The sequence below is a fragment of the Microbacterium sp. Se63.02b genome, from assembly GCF_014171575.1.
Classification (GTDB): Bacteria; Actinomycetota; Actinomycetes; order Actinomycetales; family Microbacteriaceae; genus Microbacterium.
This window is the reverse complement of record NZ_CP050453.1, coordinates 409,935-425,691: the sequence shown is the minus strand read 5'-3', so window position 1 is coordinate 425,691 and position 15,757 is coordinate 409,935. Positions and strand designations below refer to the sequence as shown.

Below are 15,757 nucleotides of genomic sequence, written 5' to 3'. Positions count from 1 at the left end.
CCGACCACGCACCTCAGGAAAGGCACCTCATGTCCTCCACCCGCACCGCCCTCCGCACCACCGGGGTCGCCGTCCGCGCGATGATCGTCCTCACCCTCGTGCTCGGGGTCGGTTACACGCTCCTGGTCACCGGGATCGGCCAGGTGCTGCTCCCGGGGCAGGCGAACGGCTCGCTGCTCCCCGACGACAAGGGCAGCGCGCTCATCGGCCAGTCCTTCACGGATGCCGATGGCGAGGCCCTGCCGCAGTACTTCCAGTCGCGCCCATCGGCGGCCGGCGACGGCTACGACGGAACCTCGTCCGGCGGCAGCAACCTCGGGCCGGAGAACCCCGACCTGGTTGCCGCCATCGAGGAGCGCAAGGCGGCGATCGCGGAGCGCGAAGGCGTCGACCCGTCGCAGGTGCCGGCCGATGCGGTGACGGCTTCCGGCTCGGGGCTCGACCCGCACATCGGCGTCGAGTACGCGCTGCTGCAGGTCCCGCGCGTCGCCGAGTCCCGCGGGCTCCCGACGCAGGAGGTGCGGGAGCTCGTGGAGTCTAGGATTCAAGGGCGGGATCTGGGATTCCTCGGTGCGGAGCGCCTCAACGTGGCCGAACTCAATCTCGCGCTCGACGACCGGGAGGGCGAATGACCGGAGAACCGCTCCGTCGAACCCCTGCGCGCCGCGGTCGGCTCCGGGTGCTGCTCGGGGCCGCGCCTGGCGTCGGCAAGACGTACGAGATGCTCGCGGAGGGGCGGCGCATGCTCGACGAGGGCCACGACGTGGTGATCGCGATCGTCGAGACCCATGAGCGCGCGGCGACCAGGGCCCAGACCATCGGCATCCCCGAGGTGCCGCGCCGCGTCGATCTCCACCGCGGGATCACCCTGACCGAGCTCGACATCGACGCCGTGCTCGACCGTGCGCCCGAGATCGCCCTCGTCGACGAGCTCGCGCACACGAACGCCCCCGGCTCGCGCAACGCGAAGCGCTGGCAGGACGTCGACGAGCTGCTCGACGCCGGCATCGACGTGGTCACGACGGTCAATGTGCAGCACATCGAGTCGCTGAACGCGGTGGTGGAGAAGATCACGGGCGTCGCGCAGCAGGAGACGATCCCGGATGCCGTCGTCCGGGCTGCCGACGAGATCGAAGTCGTCGACCTGGCCCCGCAGACGCTGCGGGACCGGCTGTCCGCGGGACTCGTGTACCCGGCGGAGCGCATCGACGCCGCGCTGTCGAACTACTTCCGCCTCGGCAACCTCACCGCCCTGCGCGAGCTCGCCCTCCTGTGGCTCGCCGACGAGGTCGACAGCGCGCTGCGCAGCTACCGCGCCGAGCAGGGCATCGAGGGTGCGTGGCAGGCCAGGGAGCGCGTGGTCGTCGCCCTGACCGGCGGCCCTGAGGGGAGACGCTGATCCGTCGCGGCGCTCGGATCGCCGCCCGTTCGGCCGGCGGCGAGCTGCTCGCGGTGCACATCACGGCGCAGGACGGCCTGCGCGACGAGACACCCGGAGCCCTCGCAGCGCAGCGCACGCTCGTGGAGTCGCTCGGCGGCTCGTACCATCAGGTCGTCGGGGACGACATCCCCGGCACGCTCGTCGAGTTCGCCCAGGGCGCCGATGCCACGCAGCTCGTGATCGGCGTCAGCAGGCGCGGTCGTCTCACGGCCGCGCTCACCGGTCCGGGCATCGGGTCGGAGGTCATCCGGCGCTCCGGCGACATCGACGTGCACATCGTCACGCATGCGGCGGCGGGCGGACGCATCGCCCTGCCGCGCATCACGGGTGGGGCTCTCGGCTGGCGGCGACAGGCTCTCGGCTTCGGAGTGGCCCTGGCGATCGGTCCCCTGCTCTCGTGGATCATGTTCACGTTCCGCAGCCCCGAGTCGATCACGGCCGAGGTGCTCGCGTATCAGCTGCTCGTGGTCGTCGTCGCCCTCATCGGCGGCATCCGTCCGGCGGTGTTCGCCGCTGTGCTCTCGGGCGTCACGCTCGACTTCCTGTTCGTCGCACCGCTGTTCACCATCACGATCGCGCATCCGCTGCACGTGCTCGCCCTCGCGCTCTACGTCGTGATCGCGATCCTCGTGAGCCTGATCGTCGACCAGGCGGCTCGACGCGCCCGCACGGCGCAACGTGCCGCCGCGGAAGCCGAGCTGCTCGCCGCCGTCGCCGGCAACGTGCTGCGCGGCGACAACGCCGTGCTGGCCCTCGTCAGTCGCACCCGCGAGGCGTTCGGACTGAGCGGAGTGCGTCTGCTCTCGCCCGACGGTGACGTGCTCGCGAGCGATGGGAGCCCGTGGCCGACGGGCGCGCGACGACGATCCCGGTCGGCATCCGGCCCGGCGGCGGCCCCCGCGCGGTGCTCGAACTCAATGGCGACCCGCTGGCCGGACCCGAGCGGCGTCTGCTCGACGCGATCGTGGCGCAGTTGTCGGCCGCGATCGAGCACACCGACCTCCGGGCGACCGCGCGTGAGGCCGAGTCCCTCGCCGAGACCGACCAGGTGCGAAGCGCACTGCTCTCCGCCGTCAGCCACGACCTCCGTCGCCCGCTCGCATCGGCTGTCGCGGCGATCGGCGGTCTCCGCGGCGCGCACCGGCTGTCGGCCGCCGACCGCGACGAGCTGCTGGCCACCGCCGACGAAAGCCTCGCGACGCTGTCGACGCTCGTGACCGATCTGCTCGATGTGAGCCGCGTGCAGGCGGGCGTGCTCGCCGTCTCGGCCTCCCGGATGGATGCCGCAGGCACGGTGCTCGCTGCCGTCGACGAACTGGGCCTCGGACCGGCCGATGTCGAGCTCGCGCTCGACCCCGACCTGCCTCCCGTGTTCGCCGACCCCGTGCTGCTCCAGCGCGTGATCGTCAATGTGCTCGCGAACGCCCACCGCCATGCCCCGGACGGCACCAGAGTCATCGTCTCGACGAGTGCGCTCCTCGATCGCGCCGAGATCCGCATCATCGACCGGGGGACGGCGTCTCCCCGGAGCGACGCGACCGCATCTTCCAGCCGTTCCAGCGCTTCGGCGACACCGACAACACGACCGGCCTCGGTCTCGGGCTCGCCCTGTCGCGCGGGTTCACCGAGGGCATGGGCGGTACCCTGACACCCGAGGACACCCCGGCGGGGGCCTCACCATGGTCATCTCCCTGCCTCTGGCCGCAGGACCCCGCGACACGGAAGGCTCGGAGTGAAGCTCCTCATCGCCGACGACGACCCGCAGATGGTGCGAGCGTTGAGGATCACGCTCTCCGCGCATGGCTACGACGTGGTCGTCGCACCGGATGGCGCGGCCGCGATCGCGGCTGCCGCGCAGACCCACCCCGACCTCATCATGCTCGATCTGGGGATGCCCCGGCTCGACGGCATCGAGGTCATCCAGGCTCTGCGCGGCTGGACGAACGTGCCGATCATCGTGGTGTCGGGTCGCACCGGGTCGGCCGACAAGGTGGAGGCGCTCGATGCGGGCGCGGACGACTTCGTGACCAAGCCGTTCCAGGTCGATGAACTCCTCGCCCGCCTGCGGGCTCTGTCGCGGCGTTCGGCCCCGGTGGGTGGCGAGTCGACCGTGTCGTTCGGCGATGTCGTGGTTGACCTCGTCACCAAGACCGTGACCAGGGCGGGCGCACGCGTGCACCTGACCCCGACGGAGTGGCGGATGCTGGAGCACCTGTCCCGGCACCCCGGAGCCCTCGTCACCCGACAGGATCTGCTCAAGGAGATCTGGGGCAGCGAGCAGGTCTCCGATTCCGGCTACCTGCGGCTGTACATGTCGCAGCTGCGGAAGAAGCTCGAACACGAGCCCGGTGCCCCGGTGCATCTGCTCACCGAGGCGGGGATGGGCTACCGCCTGGTGCTCTAGCGTCCGAGCGGCGCCGTGCGTGCTGCGGGGGCTTCGCGCCGACGACGGAGCACGGCGACGATTCCCACGACGACGAGCAGGACGGCGACGATGATCGCCGTCACCGCGGTCGGCGTGCTCTCGGGCTCCCCCGTGAGCCGCCCGACCGCGAGCCAGCTCAGACCCCACGCGGTCGCGAGGGCCGGGGCGATGCGTCTTGTGAACCAGGCCGCTGCCGCGCCGATCACGAGCACCACGACCAGGACGGCCACGGCCCACGCGTCGGCCGCCTCGGCCCAGTCCTCTGGCGCGATCTGCGTGAGCCACGCGGCGGTGTTGGCCACGGTCGCGATCGTCACCCAGCCGAAATGCAGGCCGTTGGCACCGTCGGTGAGCACACGGTCGGCGAGGTTGCGGGCGGGGAATCGGCCGAGGATCACGATGATCCGCGCGAGCACCGCCAGGAGCGCCGCGATCACGAGCACCGTCAGCCACAGGGTCAGATACCGCGCCGTGACCAGCCACAGTCCGTTGAGCACCATGGAGGCGGCGATCCATCCGCCCACCGCCTGCTGGCGATCGTCCTGCCGCTGTGCGGGAAGCGCCTGCCACACGGTGTACGCGATCAGCCCGAGGTAGATCAGCGACCAGATCGAGAACGCCGGCCCTGCCGGTGCCAGGTACGAGCCCTGAGCCGAGAGCGCGCCATCCTGCAGGTCGTCGACGGATGCTCCGCCGAAGGCGCCCGCGCCCACCGCTGCCGCGATCAGCATGAACGACGCCGCGGCGATGGTCAGCGACTGGCGGACGATGCCTCTGGTGCGTGATTCCATGCCCCGACCGTAGGCATCCTCACCCTCGGACGCACCCGCCTTGACAGCGCTCCACGATTTCGCTAACCAGGTTAGCCACTCTTCACGGGCTGACCCGGCATCAGGTGCGGGCGAACGCCGCGTCGATCAGGACCTCGGCGGCTTGGCGCGCCTGCACGGCGACCGCAGGATCGGCCGAGATCGCCGCGGTGCTCTGGGCGCCCTCCGCAAGGATGGAGAGCTGGGCCGCGAGCGCCGCCGGGGCCCCGGTCGCGGCGACGAGTCCTGCCATGTACTCCTGGAACGACGCCTTGTGCGCGCGGACGATCCCGGCGACCTCGGGGTTCGTGCCGCCGAGTTCACCGAACGCGTTGATGAAGGCGCAGCCCCGGAAGTCGTCGGCGCAGAACCAGTCCTCGAGGTAGCCGTAGACGGCGAGCAGACGCGTCCGCGGGTCGTCGCCCGCATCGGTCACCGCTCCTGCGAGCCCGGACTCCCATTCGACGTGCTTGCGCGCGAGGACGGCGGCGACGATGTCGGACTTGGCCGGGAACAGTGCGTACAGACGGCGCAACGACACGCCGGCCGCCGAGCGCAGCTCGTCCATGCCCACGGCCGCGTACCCCTTGCGGTAGTAGAGCTCCTCCGCGGCGGAGAGGATGCGCTCGCGTGCCTCGTCTTCGGTCATACCCAGAAGTTTACTTGACATGAGAACGCACGTTCTCTATGTTGGTCATATCGAGCGAGAACGATCGTTCTCACCGGAACCGAAAGGACCATGATCATGGGTTACATCACCGTCGGAAACGAGAACAGCACCCCGATCGAGCTCTACTACGAAGACCAGGGAGCCGGCCAGCCCGTCGTCCTGATCCACGGCTATCCGCTCGACGGTCACAGCTGGGAGCGTCAGACCCGCGAGCTCCTCGCCCAGGGCTACCGCGTCATCACGTACGACCGCCGCGGTTTCGGGCAGTCGTCCAAGGTCGCCTCCGGCTACGACTACGACACGTTCGCGGCCGACCTGAACACCGTGCTCGAGACCCTCGACCTGCGCGACGTCGTGCTGGTCGGCTTCTCGATGGGCACCGGGGAACTGGCCCGCTACGTCGCCCGCTACGGACACGACCGCGTGGCCAAGCTCGCCTTCCTCGCCTCGCTCGAGCCCTTCCTCGTGCAGCGCGACGACAACCCCGAGGGCGTGCCGCAGGAGGTCTTCGACGGGATCGAGGCCGCCGCGAAGGGCGACCGCTTCGCGTGGTTCACCGACTTCTACAAGAACTTCTACAACCTCGACGAGACCCTGGGCTCGCGCATCAGCGAAGAGGCCGTGAGGGGCAGTTGGAACGTCGCGGTCGGCAGCGCTCCGGTCGCCGCCTACGCCGTGGTCCCTTCCTGGATCGAGGACTTCCGCGGCGATGTCGAGGCCGTCCGCACCGCCGGCAAGCCCACCCTGATCCTGCACGGCACGAAGGACAACATCCTGCCGATCGACGCCACCGCGCGCCGCTTCCACCAGGCCGTCCCCGACGCCGAGTACGTCGAGGTCGAGGGCGCCCCGCACGGGCTGCTGTGGACCCACGCCGACGAGGTCAACGCGGCACTGAAGTCCTTCCTCGCGAAGTGACCCCTCCGGGCATACGCCCGTTTCTAGACACATGTCCAGAAACGGGCGTATGCTCGTTCCATGCCTCGCGATGCAGCGACGGCGGACATCTCCGCCATCCGTGACACGATCCGGTCCTCCTCCGACCCCCGCGTGCTCGCGACCCGTTCCCGCCTGTACGAGGCCGTCCGCGCGCTGGCGGACTCCGGCGCGGAGATCACCGTCCGCAGCGTCACCGTCTCCGCAGGAGTCAGCCGGGCCACGTTCTACACGCACTTCTCGGGCGTGGAGGATCTCGCCCTCCACCTGCAGGAGCAGGCGTTCCATGACATCGCGGGCTCGGCCCGCAGCACCGACTCCGTGACCTCGTTCGACGAGACCGCGATGGCACGGTCGCAGCGCGCGCTCATCGCGCACTACGCCGCCTACCGTTCGCTGATATGCCGGCGCCTTCGCCGTCGCGACGCCCCGGGAGCCGAATCCCGCGTCGCCGCCTTGATGCGGACCGAGATCCTGGCGCATATCCGTGACATCGCCCCTCCGCCTCCCGGCGTGGACCCGGAGATCGCGGCGACGTACATCGCACACGCCGCGACCGGCCTCATCGCCTCGTGGGTGCTGGGCGAGACCGAAGCGACGGAGGACGAGCTCGCGCAGCATCTGACGCAGCTCATGCCCCGCTGGATGCACACCGGCATCCCGTCGTCCGCCGGAGATCCCGACGGGCTCTGAAGAAAGAAGAATCAGGAATGAAGGCAACACTCGTCCGCGAGATCGGCGCGGGATTCGTCAGCGCAGACATCGACATCGCCGAGCCGATCGGCCGCGAGGTCCTGGTCGATGTCAAGGCTTCCGGCCTCTGTCACACCGACCTCACGATGTCGCGGTTCGAAATGGGCAACCCGCTGCCCGGCGTCTTCGGGCACGAACTGGCCGGGATCGTCACGCAGGTGGGCCCTGACGTCACCGACATCGCCGTGGGCGACCATGTCGTGGGATGCCTCGTGCAGTATTGCGGGGCGTGCGAGAAGTGTCTCTCGGGCAAGGTGTTCCAGTGCCTGCACCCGGAGAAGACGCTCCGCGCAGAAGGCAGCGCTCCCCGTCTCAGCGAGAACGGCGCACCGGTGGGCCAGGCGTTCGGCCTCGGGGGCTTCGCCCAGCAGGCTCTGGTCCACGAGAACCAGCTCGTGAAGGTGCCGGACGAGGTGCCTTTCGCGCAGGCGGCGCTCCTCGGCTGCGGCGTCGTCACCGGTGCCGGCTCCGTCCTGAACACCGCGAACGTGCAGGCTGGGGACTCCATCGTCGTGATCGGCGCCGGCGGCGTGGGGCTGAATGCGATCAACGGCGCCCTGATCGCGGGGGCGACCACGATCATCGCGATCGACATCGCCGACGACAAGCTCGCCAAGGCGCGCGAGTTCGGGGCAACGCACGTCGTGAACTCGAAGAGCAGCGACCCCGTCGCGGCCGTCCACGAGATCACGGGCAACGGCGCGGACGCCGTGTTCGACTTCGTCGGCACCAAGACGGTCGCGGAGCAGGGCCTCGAGATGGCAGCGCCCGGCGGCGGGCTCTACCTGATCGGGGTGATCGACCCGACGTCCCACATCGACGTGCACCAGGTGGGACTGATCGGATCGCAGAAGCGCATCCAGGGCGTGTACATGGGCTCGACCACCGCCAAGCACGACATCCCCATGTACGCGAAGCTCTACCTCGAGGGCCGCTTCGAGCTCGACTCGCTGCTGTCGAAGGAGATCGCGCTCGACGAGGTGAACGAGGGGTACGAGTCGCTCAAGGACCCGAACATCACCCGCGTGGTCATCACCTCGCTCTGAGCTCGGCGTTCCCCGAGCAGGTGCCTCCACGGCATCCGCTCGGGGAGGGCGGGTCAGCCGCGCATGGCGACGCCGCGGCGCCAGTAGCCCATGAAGGCCACCTGCCCGCGGTCGATGCCGAGGTCCTTGACGAGGTGCCGGCGCAGGGTGGTGACCACACCGCTCTCTCCCGCGATCCAGAAGTACCGCTCGGCCGGGGCCTCCCGCGTGGCGATGTCCTCCCCGAGGCCGGAGTAGTCCGGTGTCTCCCACAGCAGGTCTTCGCCGTCGATGTCCTTCACGCTGATGGCATCGGTCGCATCGGCGTCGCCGAGGTATCCGAGCACCGCGGGGATCAACCGCAGACCGTGCGGCTCTCCCGCATCGCGTGGCAGCCAGTGCACCTCCACCCCGACGGGCGCGTCGATGCGCAGGACGTCGGCCGGAGACGGCACCTCGATGAACGCGACACCGCGGACGTCCGCGGCGCGTCCTCCAGAATCCGCGCGATCGCCGGAGCGGCCGTCTCGTCCCCGGCCAGCACGACCGAATCGGCGGCACCCGGGGCGTACTCCGCTCCGCCGTGCGCATCGACGTCGACGCCACGACGCGGCCCCACGACATACAGCTCCTGCCCGACGGCGGCCTGGCTCGCCCAGAGCGACGCGGGTCCGGTCAGGCCCGGTTCGAGGTGCAGGACGAAGTCGACGTCGACCTCGGTCCCGCCGTCCGTGTCGACCCGCAGCTCGCGCACCGAGTACGTGCGCATCGACCCGCGCTCGGCCTCCGGCACGGCGAGGAACGCCTGCCACCAGTTGTCCGAGCTCCGATCGAGATCGGGAAGGATTCCGGATGCTGGGGGGAAGACCAGCTTGATGCGGCTGTCGAACACCTCGCCGGGCGTGCCGAACTCGAACAGCTCATCGCCGCCGAACGTCACCCGCACGAACGACGGCGAGACACGTTCGACGGCCCGCACCTCGGCGCGGGTGAGGATGTAGGTCGGGCGCTCGGTCGTGGTGGTCTCAGCGGACATGGTGCCTCCCGATGGGTGTGACCATCGGCTTGCCGGAGACCGGATCGATGGTGATCTGATTGGCGAGGCCGAAGACCTCTTCGACGAGTTCGGCGGTGACGACGTCTTGCGGAGCGCCCGTCGCGTGCACCCGACCGTCCTTCATAGCCACGAGTTCGTCGGCGTAGCGCGCCGCGAGGTTGAGGTCGTGCAGCACCATGACGATGGTCGTGCCGCGCGAGACGCTCAGGTCGGTGAGCAGGTCGAGCACCTCGACCTGGTGCGCGACGTCGAGGAAAGTCGTCGGCTCGTCGAGCAGCAGGATGTCGGTCTCCTGCGCGAGGGCCATCGCGATCCAGACGCGCTGGCGCTGTCCGCCGGAGAGCTCGTCGACGCTCCGATCGGCGAGGTCGGTGATGCCGGTCGCGTCGAGGGCGTCGGCGACCACTTCGTAGTCGTGGGTGCTCCACCGCGCGAGCATCTTCTGGTGCGGGTGCCTGCCCCGGCCGACCAGGTCGGCCACGGCGATGCCCTCCGGGGCGACGGGCGACTGCGGAAGCAGTCCGAGCACCCGCGCGACCTCCTTGGTGGGCCGCGCGTGCACGGACTTGCCGTCGAGCACGATCTGCCCCGCGGACGGAGACAGCAGGCGGGCGAGCGAGCGGAGCAGGGTCGACTTGCCGCATCCGTTCGCTCCGACGATGGTCGTGATCCTGCCGGGTGCGATCTGCAGGTCGAGGCCGTCGATCACGGTGCGGTCGCCGTAGGCGAGAGTCACCCCGTCGGCAGAGAGGCTGTGCGACACGGTCATAGCGAACCCCCGGAACGGTTGGTGCGGATGAGCAGGTAGATCAGGTACGGCGCGCCGACCACGCCCGTGATGACGCCGACGGGATAGCGGGTGCCGAAGACGAACTGGCCGATCAGATCGCCGCCGAGCACGAGGACGGCTCCGACGAACGCCGACGGCAGCAGGAGGTTCGCCCCCGGCCCGGTGATGCGCGCGGCGATGGGCCCGGCCATGAATGCGACGAACGCGATGGGACCGGTCGCCGCGGTCGCGAAGGCGAGCAGGGCCACCGCGCCGAGGATGAGCAGCAGCCGCGTGGCATTGACGCGGATCCCGAGCCCTGCGGCGGAGTCGTCGCCGAGCTGGAGAGCACCGAGGGCGCGCCCCTGCGACAGCATCACGGGTACGATGACGGCCGCGGCGATCGCCATCGGCAGCACTCGCTCCCACGACGCGTTGTTGAGGCTTCCGGTCAGCCATTGCATCGCGGTCTGGATGTCCCAGTTCGCGGCCCGCGACAGCAGATACGAGATCACGCTCTGCAGCATGGCCGCGACGCCGATGCCGATCAGGATGAGACGGGTGCCCGCGAATCCGCCCTTGATCGAGAGCAGATAGATCGCGAGGGCCGTGACGATGGCGCCGGCGAGGGCGAACAGCGAGACGAGCGGACCGTTGAGCGAGAGCACCACGATGCCGAACACCGCTGCGGCGCCGGCGCCGTTGGAGATGCCGATGATGTCGGGGGATGCGAGCGGGTTGCGCAGCATCGTCTGGAAGCACACGCCGGCCATGCCGAACCCGATCCCGGTCAGGACGGCGAGGACAGCCCTCGGCAGCCGCAGCTCGCCCACCGTGAACGAGGCGCCGGGCACGGTCTCGCCCAGGATCACCCGGATCACCTCGTCGGGCGTGTAGAACGTGTTGCCCACCATGAGTGCCACGGCGAAGAGCACGAACAGCACGGCGCCGAGGATGATCGTGGCGACCGCGTGCCGACGGTGTCGCGCACGCCTGCCCGTCACGATGCGGGCGACCCGTGCCGAGGCGGACTCCTCCGCGCGCGCCAGCGTGTGCTCGGTGTGCTCTGTCGTGGTCACAGCTCACGCACCTTCTGCCGACGGACGATCCAGATGAAGAACGGGGCGCCGATGACGGCGGTGATGATGCCGACCTGGATCTCCTCCGAGGAAGGAGCGATCACCCGGCCGACGATGTCGCTCGCAACCAGCAGGGCCGCGCCGGCGATGGCCGAGAACGGCAGCAGCCAGCGGTGGTCGGTGCCGACGAGCATCCGGCACACGTGCGGGATGATCAGTCCGACGAACCCGATGGGTCCGGCGATCGCGGTCGCAGCGCCCGCGAGGATCACCGCGCCGAGCGCCGAGATCAGTCGTGTGCGGAACACGTTCTCGCCGAGCCCCTTCGCCATCTCGTCTCCCAAGGCGAGCGAGTTCATGCCCCGGGCGCACAGGAAGCAGATGAGGGCGCCGAGAGCGAGGACCGGTGCGGTGAGGGCGATGCGCGGCCACTCCGCCCCGCCCACGCCGCCGATCTGCCACGACTGGAACGTCTGCAGCAGATCGACCCGCGGCAGCATGACCGCGCTGATCAGCGAGGCGAAGGCGGCCGACGTGGCTGCTCCAGCCAGAGCGAGCTTGAGCGGGGTCGCGCCACCGCGACCGAGCGAGCCGACCGCGTACACGAAGACGGCGGCGATGCCGGCGCCGGCGATCGCGAAGGCCATCTGCCCGTAGGGGTCGGCGAGGCCGAAGAACGCGATGCCGAGGACGACGGCGAGCGAGGCGCCGTTCGAGACACCGAGGATGCCGGGGTCGGCGATCGGATTGCGGGTCACGGCCTGCATGGTCGCACCGGCCAGCGCGAGCGCCGCCCCGACGAGGAGCGCGAGCACGGTACGAGGGATGCGCTTGACGATCGCGGCCTGGGCGATCGTGTCGGTGTGGCCGCCGAGGGCCGCGACGATGTCGTCGAAGGAGACCGCCCGCACGCCGAAGGAGATCGACAGGACGCTCAGGACCACGAGGATCACGACCCCGGCGACGAGCCAGAGGGTGCGCCGCAACACCGGGCGCCGCAGGTCTGCGGCGCCCGGTGCGAGGACGGTTGCTGAGGTCACAGGAAAGTCACTCCGCGGATGCGGACCGAACGACTACGACGCGAGCGGTGCGGCCAGGATCGCGAGGTAGTCGGTGAGACCCCACGGGATGGACAGCGGCGACGGGTTGGCCGAGGCCGCGATCGGGCTGGCGTCGGGGAGCACGGCGATGCGCCCATCGGCGATGGCGGGGATCTTCGACAGGAGCGGGTCGGCCTGCAGGAGCGGGATGATCGAGTCGTCGCCATAGGTGATGAACAGGTCGACGTCGTCGAACTTCTGCGCCTCCTCGGCGCTGACCGTCAGGTAGAACTGGTCGCTGTCCTTGTTCTCCTCGACGATCGACGGGAACGGCAGTCCCAGGTCGTGCAGGTATCCGGGGCGCGTGTCGATCGCGGTGTAGTAGCCGACCTGGCTGAGGTCGGTGGGGTCGATGTACGAGAAGAGGACCTTCTTGTCCTTCAACACGCTGTTGGCCTCGAGTGCCGTGTCGGCGTCGGCGTGCAGCTGCTCGATCAGCGCCTCGCCTTCCTTCTCGAGCCCGAGCGCCTTCGCGTCGAGCGCGATCATGTCGTCGACCGACGTGCCCCAGGCGACCTCGGGGTAGGCCACGACGGGGGCGATCTTGGAGAGGGTGTCGTACTCCTCCTGCGTCAGACCGGAGTACGCGGCGAGGATCACATCGGGCTCCGTGTCGGCGACCGCCTCGTAGTCGATGCCGTCGGTCTCGTCGAAGAGCACCGGCGTCTCGGCGCCGAGCTCGTCGAGCTTCTCCTCGACCCAGGGCAGCACGCCGTTGTCGTCGTCGTCGCCCCACGTCGCCTTGCTCATGCCGACGGGAACGATGCCGAGGGCCAGCGGCACCTCGTGGTTCGCCCACGCGATCGTCGCGACGCGCTCGGGCTTCGCCGAGATGGTCGTCTCGCCGTAGACGTGCTCGACCGTGACGGGGAACGCGTCGTCCGAGGCCGGGTTGCCACCGGTCTCCGCCGTCGACTGCGGTGCGGAGGAGGCACAGGCGGAGAGGCCGACGGCGAGCGCGGCGGCCGCGCCGATGGCGAGGATTCGAGAGATGCGCACAGGCGTTCCCTTCGGGTTTCGGGGTGGGGTTCGGCGCGAGAGCCGCGCCCAGCCTTTGGTAAGCCTGGCCTAATCTAACACGGAGGTTAGGTCCGCCTCACTTCGAGTCGTTCTCGCAGGGTACGAAAAAGCCGGCCGGATCCGTGAGGATCCGGCCGGCTTCAGGAAGTCAGCGCGCGCTCAGAGAGCGCGGATGTTCGCCGCCTGCATGCCCTTGGGGCCACGCTCAGCGTCGAATTCGACCTTCTGGTTCTCGCGGAGCTCCTTGAAACCGGAGCCGGCGATAGCCGAGTAGTGGGCGAAGAGGTCGTCCGAGCCGTCATCGGGAGCGATGAAGCCGAAGCCCTTTTCCGCGTTGAACCATTTCACAGTGCCAGTGGCCATGTGTTTTCTACTTTCTGTTGACTTAGCCGTTTGCACGGCCTACGCCGAGTCGGAACATCCGACACGCGCGCTCTGTCACGCTACCACGGCAGGCTGACCAGGAGCACCGAACGTCGGATTCCTCTGCAGGAGCGCGGCTTCGGTGCGCGTGCTCACCCCGAGTTTTCTCAGCACCGCCGAGACGTGCACGCTCACGGTCTTGACGCTGATGAACAGTCGCTCGCCGATCTGCCGATTGCTCAGACCTTCGGCGATGAGCTCGAGCACCTGCTGCTCGCGGGCCGTGAGGGCCTCGCCGCCCTGCGCGGATTCCGCAGTCGCCCGCGGGGCCAGTCCCGCGACGGCGGCGAATCGGGTGACGGCGGTCTGCAACTGCGCGTGCCCCAGCGCCTCGGCGATGTCGGCGGCGATGGCGAGCTCCATCGACGCCGTCGACCGGTCGCCGTCCCGCACCAGCAGCCGTGCACGTTCGAGCCGCAGGACGACCCGGAGTGTGACCGGCACATCGTCTCCGTCGGCCCGGCTCATCGCGGCATCGACCGCATCATGACGCGGGTAGAGCAGCGCATCGAGGATCGTCGACCAGGCATCGTCCTGCAGTTGCGGAGGCTGCGAGAGCCAGGCCCCGCGGATGGCGGCCGACGCCTCCTCGACGTCGACGCCCTCTGCGCGCAGCTCGGCGACGATCGCGGCACCCTCCAGCAGAAGTCGACGCTGATGCAGCAGCGCGGGTCGGTCGTCGTGCAACATCTCGAGGATCGTGGCGAGTGCGCCGCGGAGGTCTCCCCTCGCTCTCGGCGACCGCGACCGTCATCATGACCCGGTCGTACCAGATCTGCCGCTCCGAGACACCCGTCTCCTCGAACGCCGGAAGCCAGTCCCGCAGCATCTCGGCCGCTTCTGCCGACCGGCCGCGCCAGGCCAGCACCCGCACTCGCGTCATGCTCATGTACATGCGGAACACGCGCAGAGTCCCCTGCACGAAGTCGCGGGACAGCATCTCCTCCACGCGCTCGATCTCGCCGAGCTCGAGCAGCGGCACGACCATGTTCTGCGCCATGATCGAACCCGAGGTGCGCTCGACCCGGAGCTCGCGTGCACGCCGAAGCCCCTCTTCTGCGACCTCAACCGCCTCGCGGTAGCGGCCGAGGAGCGTGAGCAGGTCGGAATAGTTCACGCGGTAACGCATCTCGGCATTCGACCCCGTCGCGAGCTCTCTGGCACGTTCGTATTCACGCACGCCCGCTTCGACCTCGCCCAGGTGCGCCAGCGAGCCGCCGCGCACGTTCGCCGCGATCGAGAGCTGATCGGCGGACCCCGCGCCCGCGGCCCCACGCTCGGCCTCATCGGCGAGCCGGATCGCCTCCTCGCGGTCGCCCGCGATCATGCGGCGGCTGGCGAGCTGATTGAGCAGCTCGGCGTGAAAGGCCTCGTCATCGATGTGCTCCTCGGCGATCGCCAGCGCCTGTTGCAGTAGCGGATGGCACCGAGCCGACCGAGGTTGACCAGGTAGAGCGCCTTGTTGCGCAACAGTCGCGCATGCAGACGAGGATCGACCGTCGCGGGATCGACCTCGGCGAGGGCCACGTTCGCCACGGCCAGTGCACGTTCGCCGTCGCCGGCGTTGCGCAGGACCGACCCCAGCACGAGGAGCAGGTCGAGGCGCTCGACTCGGGCGGCCACCGCCGCATCGGGCACCAGTGGCCACAGCTCCAGCACGAGCTCACCGAAGCGGGCGGCACTGGCGAACGCGTACTGCGCCTTGGCGTGGCGCATGGCGTCTGCCGCGGCCACGAGCGCCTTCCGGTCGTCTTGCGCGAGCTGCCAGTGATACGCGAGCGCCGCGGCATCACCGTTCTCGGAGCCCGCGCCGTGCGCCTCGAGGGTCTCGGCATATGAACGATGCAGTCGCGCCCGCTCCCCGGAAGCAGGTCGTCGTGCACGGCCTCGCGCAGGAGGGCGTGCCGGAAGCGGTAGTCGTCGTCGACCACGACCAGGATGCCGCTGCGCGTCGCCTCCCTGATCGCCTCGTCGAGCCGCTGCTCCGGGAGGTCGACCAGGCGCGTGATCAGAGGATGAGACAGCGGGCGCTCCGCTCCCGACACGACCTGCACGACGTGGCGGGCGTCATCGCCGAGCCGGTCGAACCGGGCGAGCAGCAGATCGCGAAGGCCATCGGGCAACGGGCCGTTCGAGCACCCGGCGATCTCCTCGATGAAGAAGGGCACCCCCTCGGCGCGCTCCTGCATGCGCCCCAACGCCGCCTCGCTGAGCGGGCGGCCCGTGATCTGCTCGGCCAGCTCCCGCACG

Annotated in this window: 15 protein-coding genes and 2 pseudogenes; 6 read left to right on the top strand and 11 right to left on the bottom strand. The window is 69.7% G+C overall.

Translation table 11 applies throughout. The features are described from left to right. Window positions 1–29 precede the first annotated feature (29 nt). The 3 genes and pseudogenes from kdpC (at window position 30) to G4G29_RS02145 (ending at window position 3,845) form a co-directional block, all read left to right on the top strand. Window positions 30–632, top strand: a complete 603-nt coding sequence (gene kdpC / locus G4G29_RS02155) for a potassium-transporting ATPase subunit KdpC (RefSeq protein ID WP_183151682.1) — start codon at window positions 30–32, stop codon at window positions 630–632. Further along, a pseudogene (locus tag G4G29_RS02150) lies at window positions 629–3,177 on the top strand (ATP-binding protein). The gene kdpC and the pseudogene G4G29_RS02150 overlap by 4 nt, the downstream one beginning before the upstream one ends. Further along, window positions 3,174–3,845 carry a response regulator transcription factor gene (locus G4G29_RS02145; protein WP_183151681.1) on the top strand — a complete coding sequence of 224 codons (672 nt, stop codon included), beginning with the start codon at window positions 3,174–3,176 and terminating at the stop codon, window positions 3,843–3,845. The pseudogene G4G29_RS02150 and the gene G4G29_RS02145 overlap by 4 nt, the downstream one beginning before the upstream one ends. Here G4G29_RS02145 and G4G29_RS02140 read toward each other — a convergent pair. Next, window positions 3,842–4,657, bottom strand: a complete 816-nt coding sequence (locus G4G29_RS02140; protein ID WP_183151680.1) for a tryptophan-rich sensory protein — start codon at window positions 4,655–4,657, stop codon at window positions 3,842–3,844. The two genes, G4G29_RS02145 and G4G29_RS02140, sit on opposite strands and share 4 nt — an antisense overlap. 100 nt (window positions 4,658–4,757) lie before the next feature. Further along, window positions 4,758–5,324, bottom strand: a complete 567-nt coding sequence (locus G4G29_RS02135) for a TetR/AcrR family transcriptional regulator (protein WP_183151679.1) — start codon at window positions 5,322–5,324, stop codon at window positions 4,758–4,760. A gap of 96 nt (window positions 5,325–5,420) precedes the next feature. Between G4G29_RS02135 and G4G29_RS02130 the strand changes: the two genes are divergently transcribed. The 3 genes from G4G29_RS02130 to G4G29_RS02120 are packed head-to-tail and all read left to right on the top strand — an operon-like array spanning window position 5,421 to window position 8,080. Continuing rightward, a complete protein-coding gene (locus G4G29_RS02130) occupies window positions 5,421–6,263 on the top strand; it encodes an alpha/beta hydrolase (protein WP_183151678.1) in 843 nt (280 codons plus the stop codon). Between the two features lie 60 nt (window positions 6,264–6,323). Next, window positions 6,324–6,974 carry a TetR/AcrR family transcriptional regulator gene (locus tag G4G29_RS02125; protein ID WP_183151677.1) on the top strand — a complete coding sequence of 217 codons (651 nt, stop codon included), beginning with the start codon at window positions 6,324–6,326 and terminating at the stop codon, window positions 6,972–6,974. 17 nt (window positions 6,975–6,991) lie between these two features. Then, window positions 6,992–8,080 (top strand): Zn-dependent alcohol dehydrogenase, encoded by a 1,089-nt coding sequence (locus tag G4G29_RS02120; protein ID WP_183151676.1) that lies wholly within the window; start codon window positions 6,992–6,994, stop codon window positions 8,078–8,080. 53 nt (window positions 8,081–8,133) lie between these two features. On the opposite strand, the pseudogene G4G29_RS02115 reads toward G4G29_RS02120, so the two are convergent. The 9 genes and pseudogenes from G4G29_RS02115 to G4G29_RS02080 all read right to left on the bottom strand — a co-directional run bounded on the left by G4G29_RS02115 (window position 8,134) and on the right by G4G29_RS02080 (window position 15,241). Beyond that, window positions 8,134–9,095: pseudogene (locus G4G29_RS02115) on the bottom strand (siderophore-interacting protein). Continuing rightward, a complete protein-coding gene (locus tag G4G29_RS02110) occupies window positions 9,085–9,885 on the bottom strand; it encodes an ABC transporter ATP-binding protein (protein WP_183151675.1) in 801 nt (266 codons plus the stop codon). The pseudogene G4G29_RS02115 and the gene G4G29_RS02110 overlap by 11 nt, the downstream one beginning before the upstream one ends. Continuing rightward, the gene (locus G4G29_RS02105; protein WP_244632330.1) at window positions 9,882–10,964 is read right to left on the bottom strand and encodes an iron chelate uptake ABC transporter family permease subunit; all 1,083 of its coding nucleotides are present in this window, start codon (window positions 10,962–10,964) and stop codon (window positions 9,882–9,884) included. The genes G4G29_RS02110 and G4G29_RS02105 overlap by 4 nt, the downstream gene beginning before the upstream one ends. Beyond that, window positions 10,961–12,004 (bottom strand): iron ABC transporter permease, encoded by a 1,044-nt coding sequence (locus G4G29_RS02100; RefSeq protein WP_183151674.1) that lies wholly within the window; start codon window positions 12,002–12,004, stop codon window positions 10,961–10,963. Before G4G29_RS02100 ends, G4G29_RS02105 begins: the two co-directional genes overlap by 4 nt. Window positions 12,005–12,037: 33 nt before the next feature. Beyond that, entirely contained in the window at window positions 12,038–13,063 is a 1,026-nt protein-coding gene (locus G4G29_RS02095) for an iron-siderophore ABC transporter substrate-binding protein (protein WP_183151673.1), read from the bottom strand. Between the two features lie 180 nt (window positions 13,064–13,243). Next, entirely contained in the window at window positions 13,244–13,447 is a 204-nt protein-coding gene (locus G4G29_RS02090) for a cold-shock protein (protein ID WP_017831237.1), read from the bottom strand. Window positions 13,448–13,522: 75 nt separating this feature from the next. Then, the gene (locus G4G29_RS02085) at window positions 13,523–13,975 is read right to left on the bottom strand and encodes a response regulator transcription factor (protein ID WP_244632329.1); all 453 of its coding nucleotides are present in this window, start codon (window positions 13,973–13,975) and stop codon (window positions 13,523–13,525) included. Between the two features lie 16 nt (window positions 13,976–13,991). Next, window positions 13,992–14,834 (bottom strand): tetratricopeptide repeat protein, encoded by an 843-nt coding sequence (locus G4G29_RS21065; protein ID WP_244632328.1) that lies wholly within the window; start codon window positions 14,832–14,834, stop codon window positions 13,992–13,994. Next, on the bottom strand, window positions 14,831–15,241 hold the full coding sequence (locus G4G29_RS02080; RefSeq protein ID WP_183151671.1) for a hypothetical protein: 411 nt from the start codon (window positions 15,239–15,241) through the stop codon (window positions 14,831–14,833). The genes G4G29_RS21065 and G4G29_RS02080 overlap by 4 nt, the downstream gene beginning before the upstream one ends. Window positions 15,242–15,757: the final 516 nt, after the last annotated feature.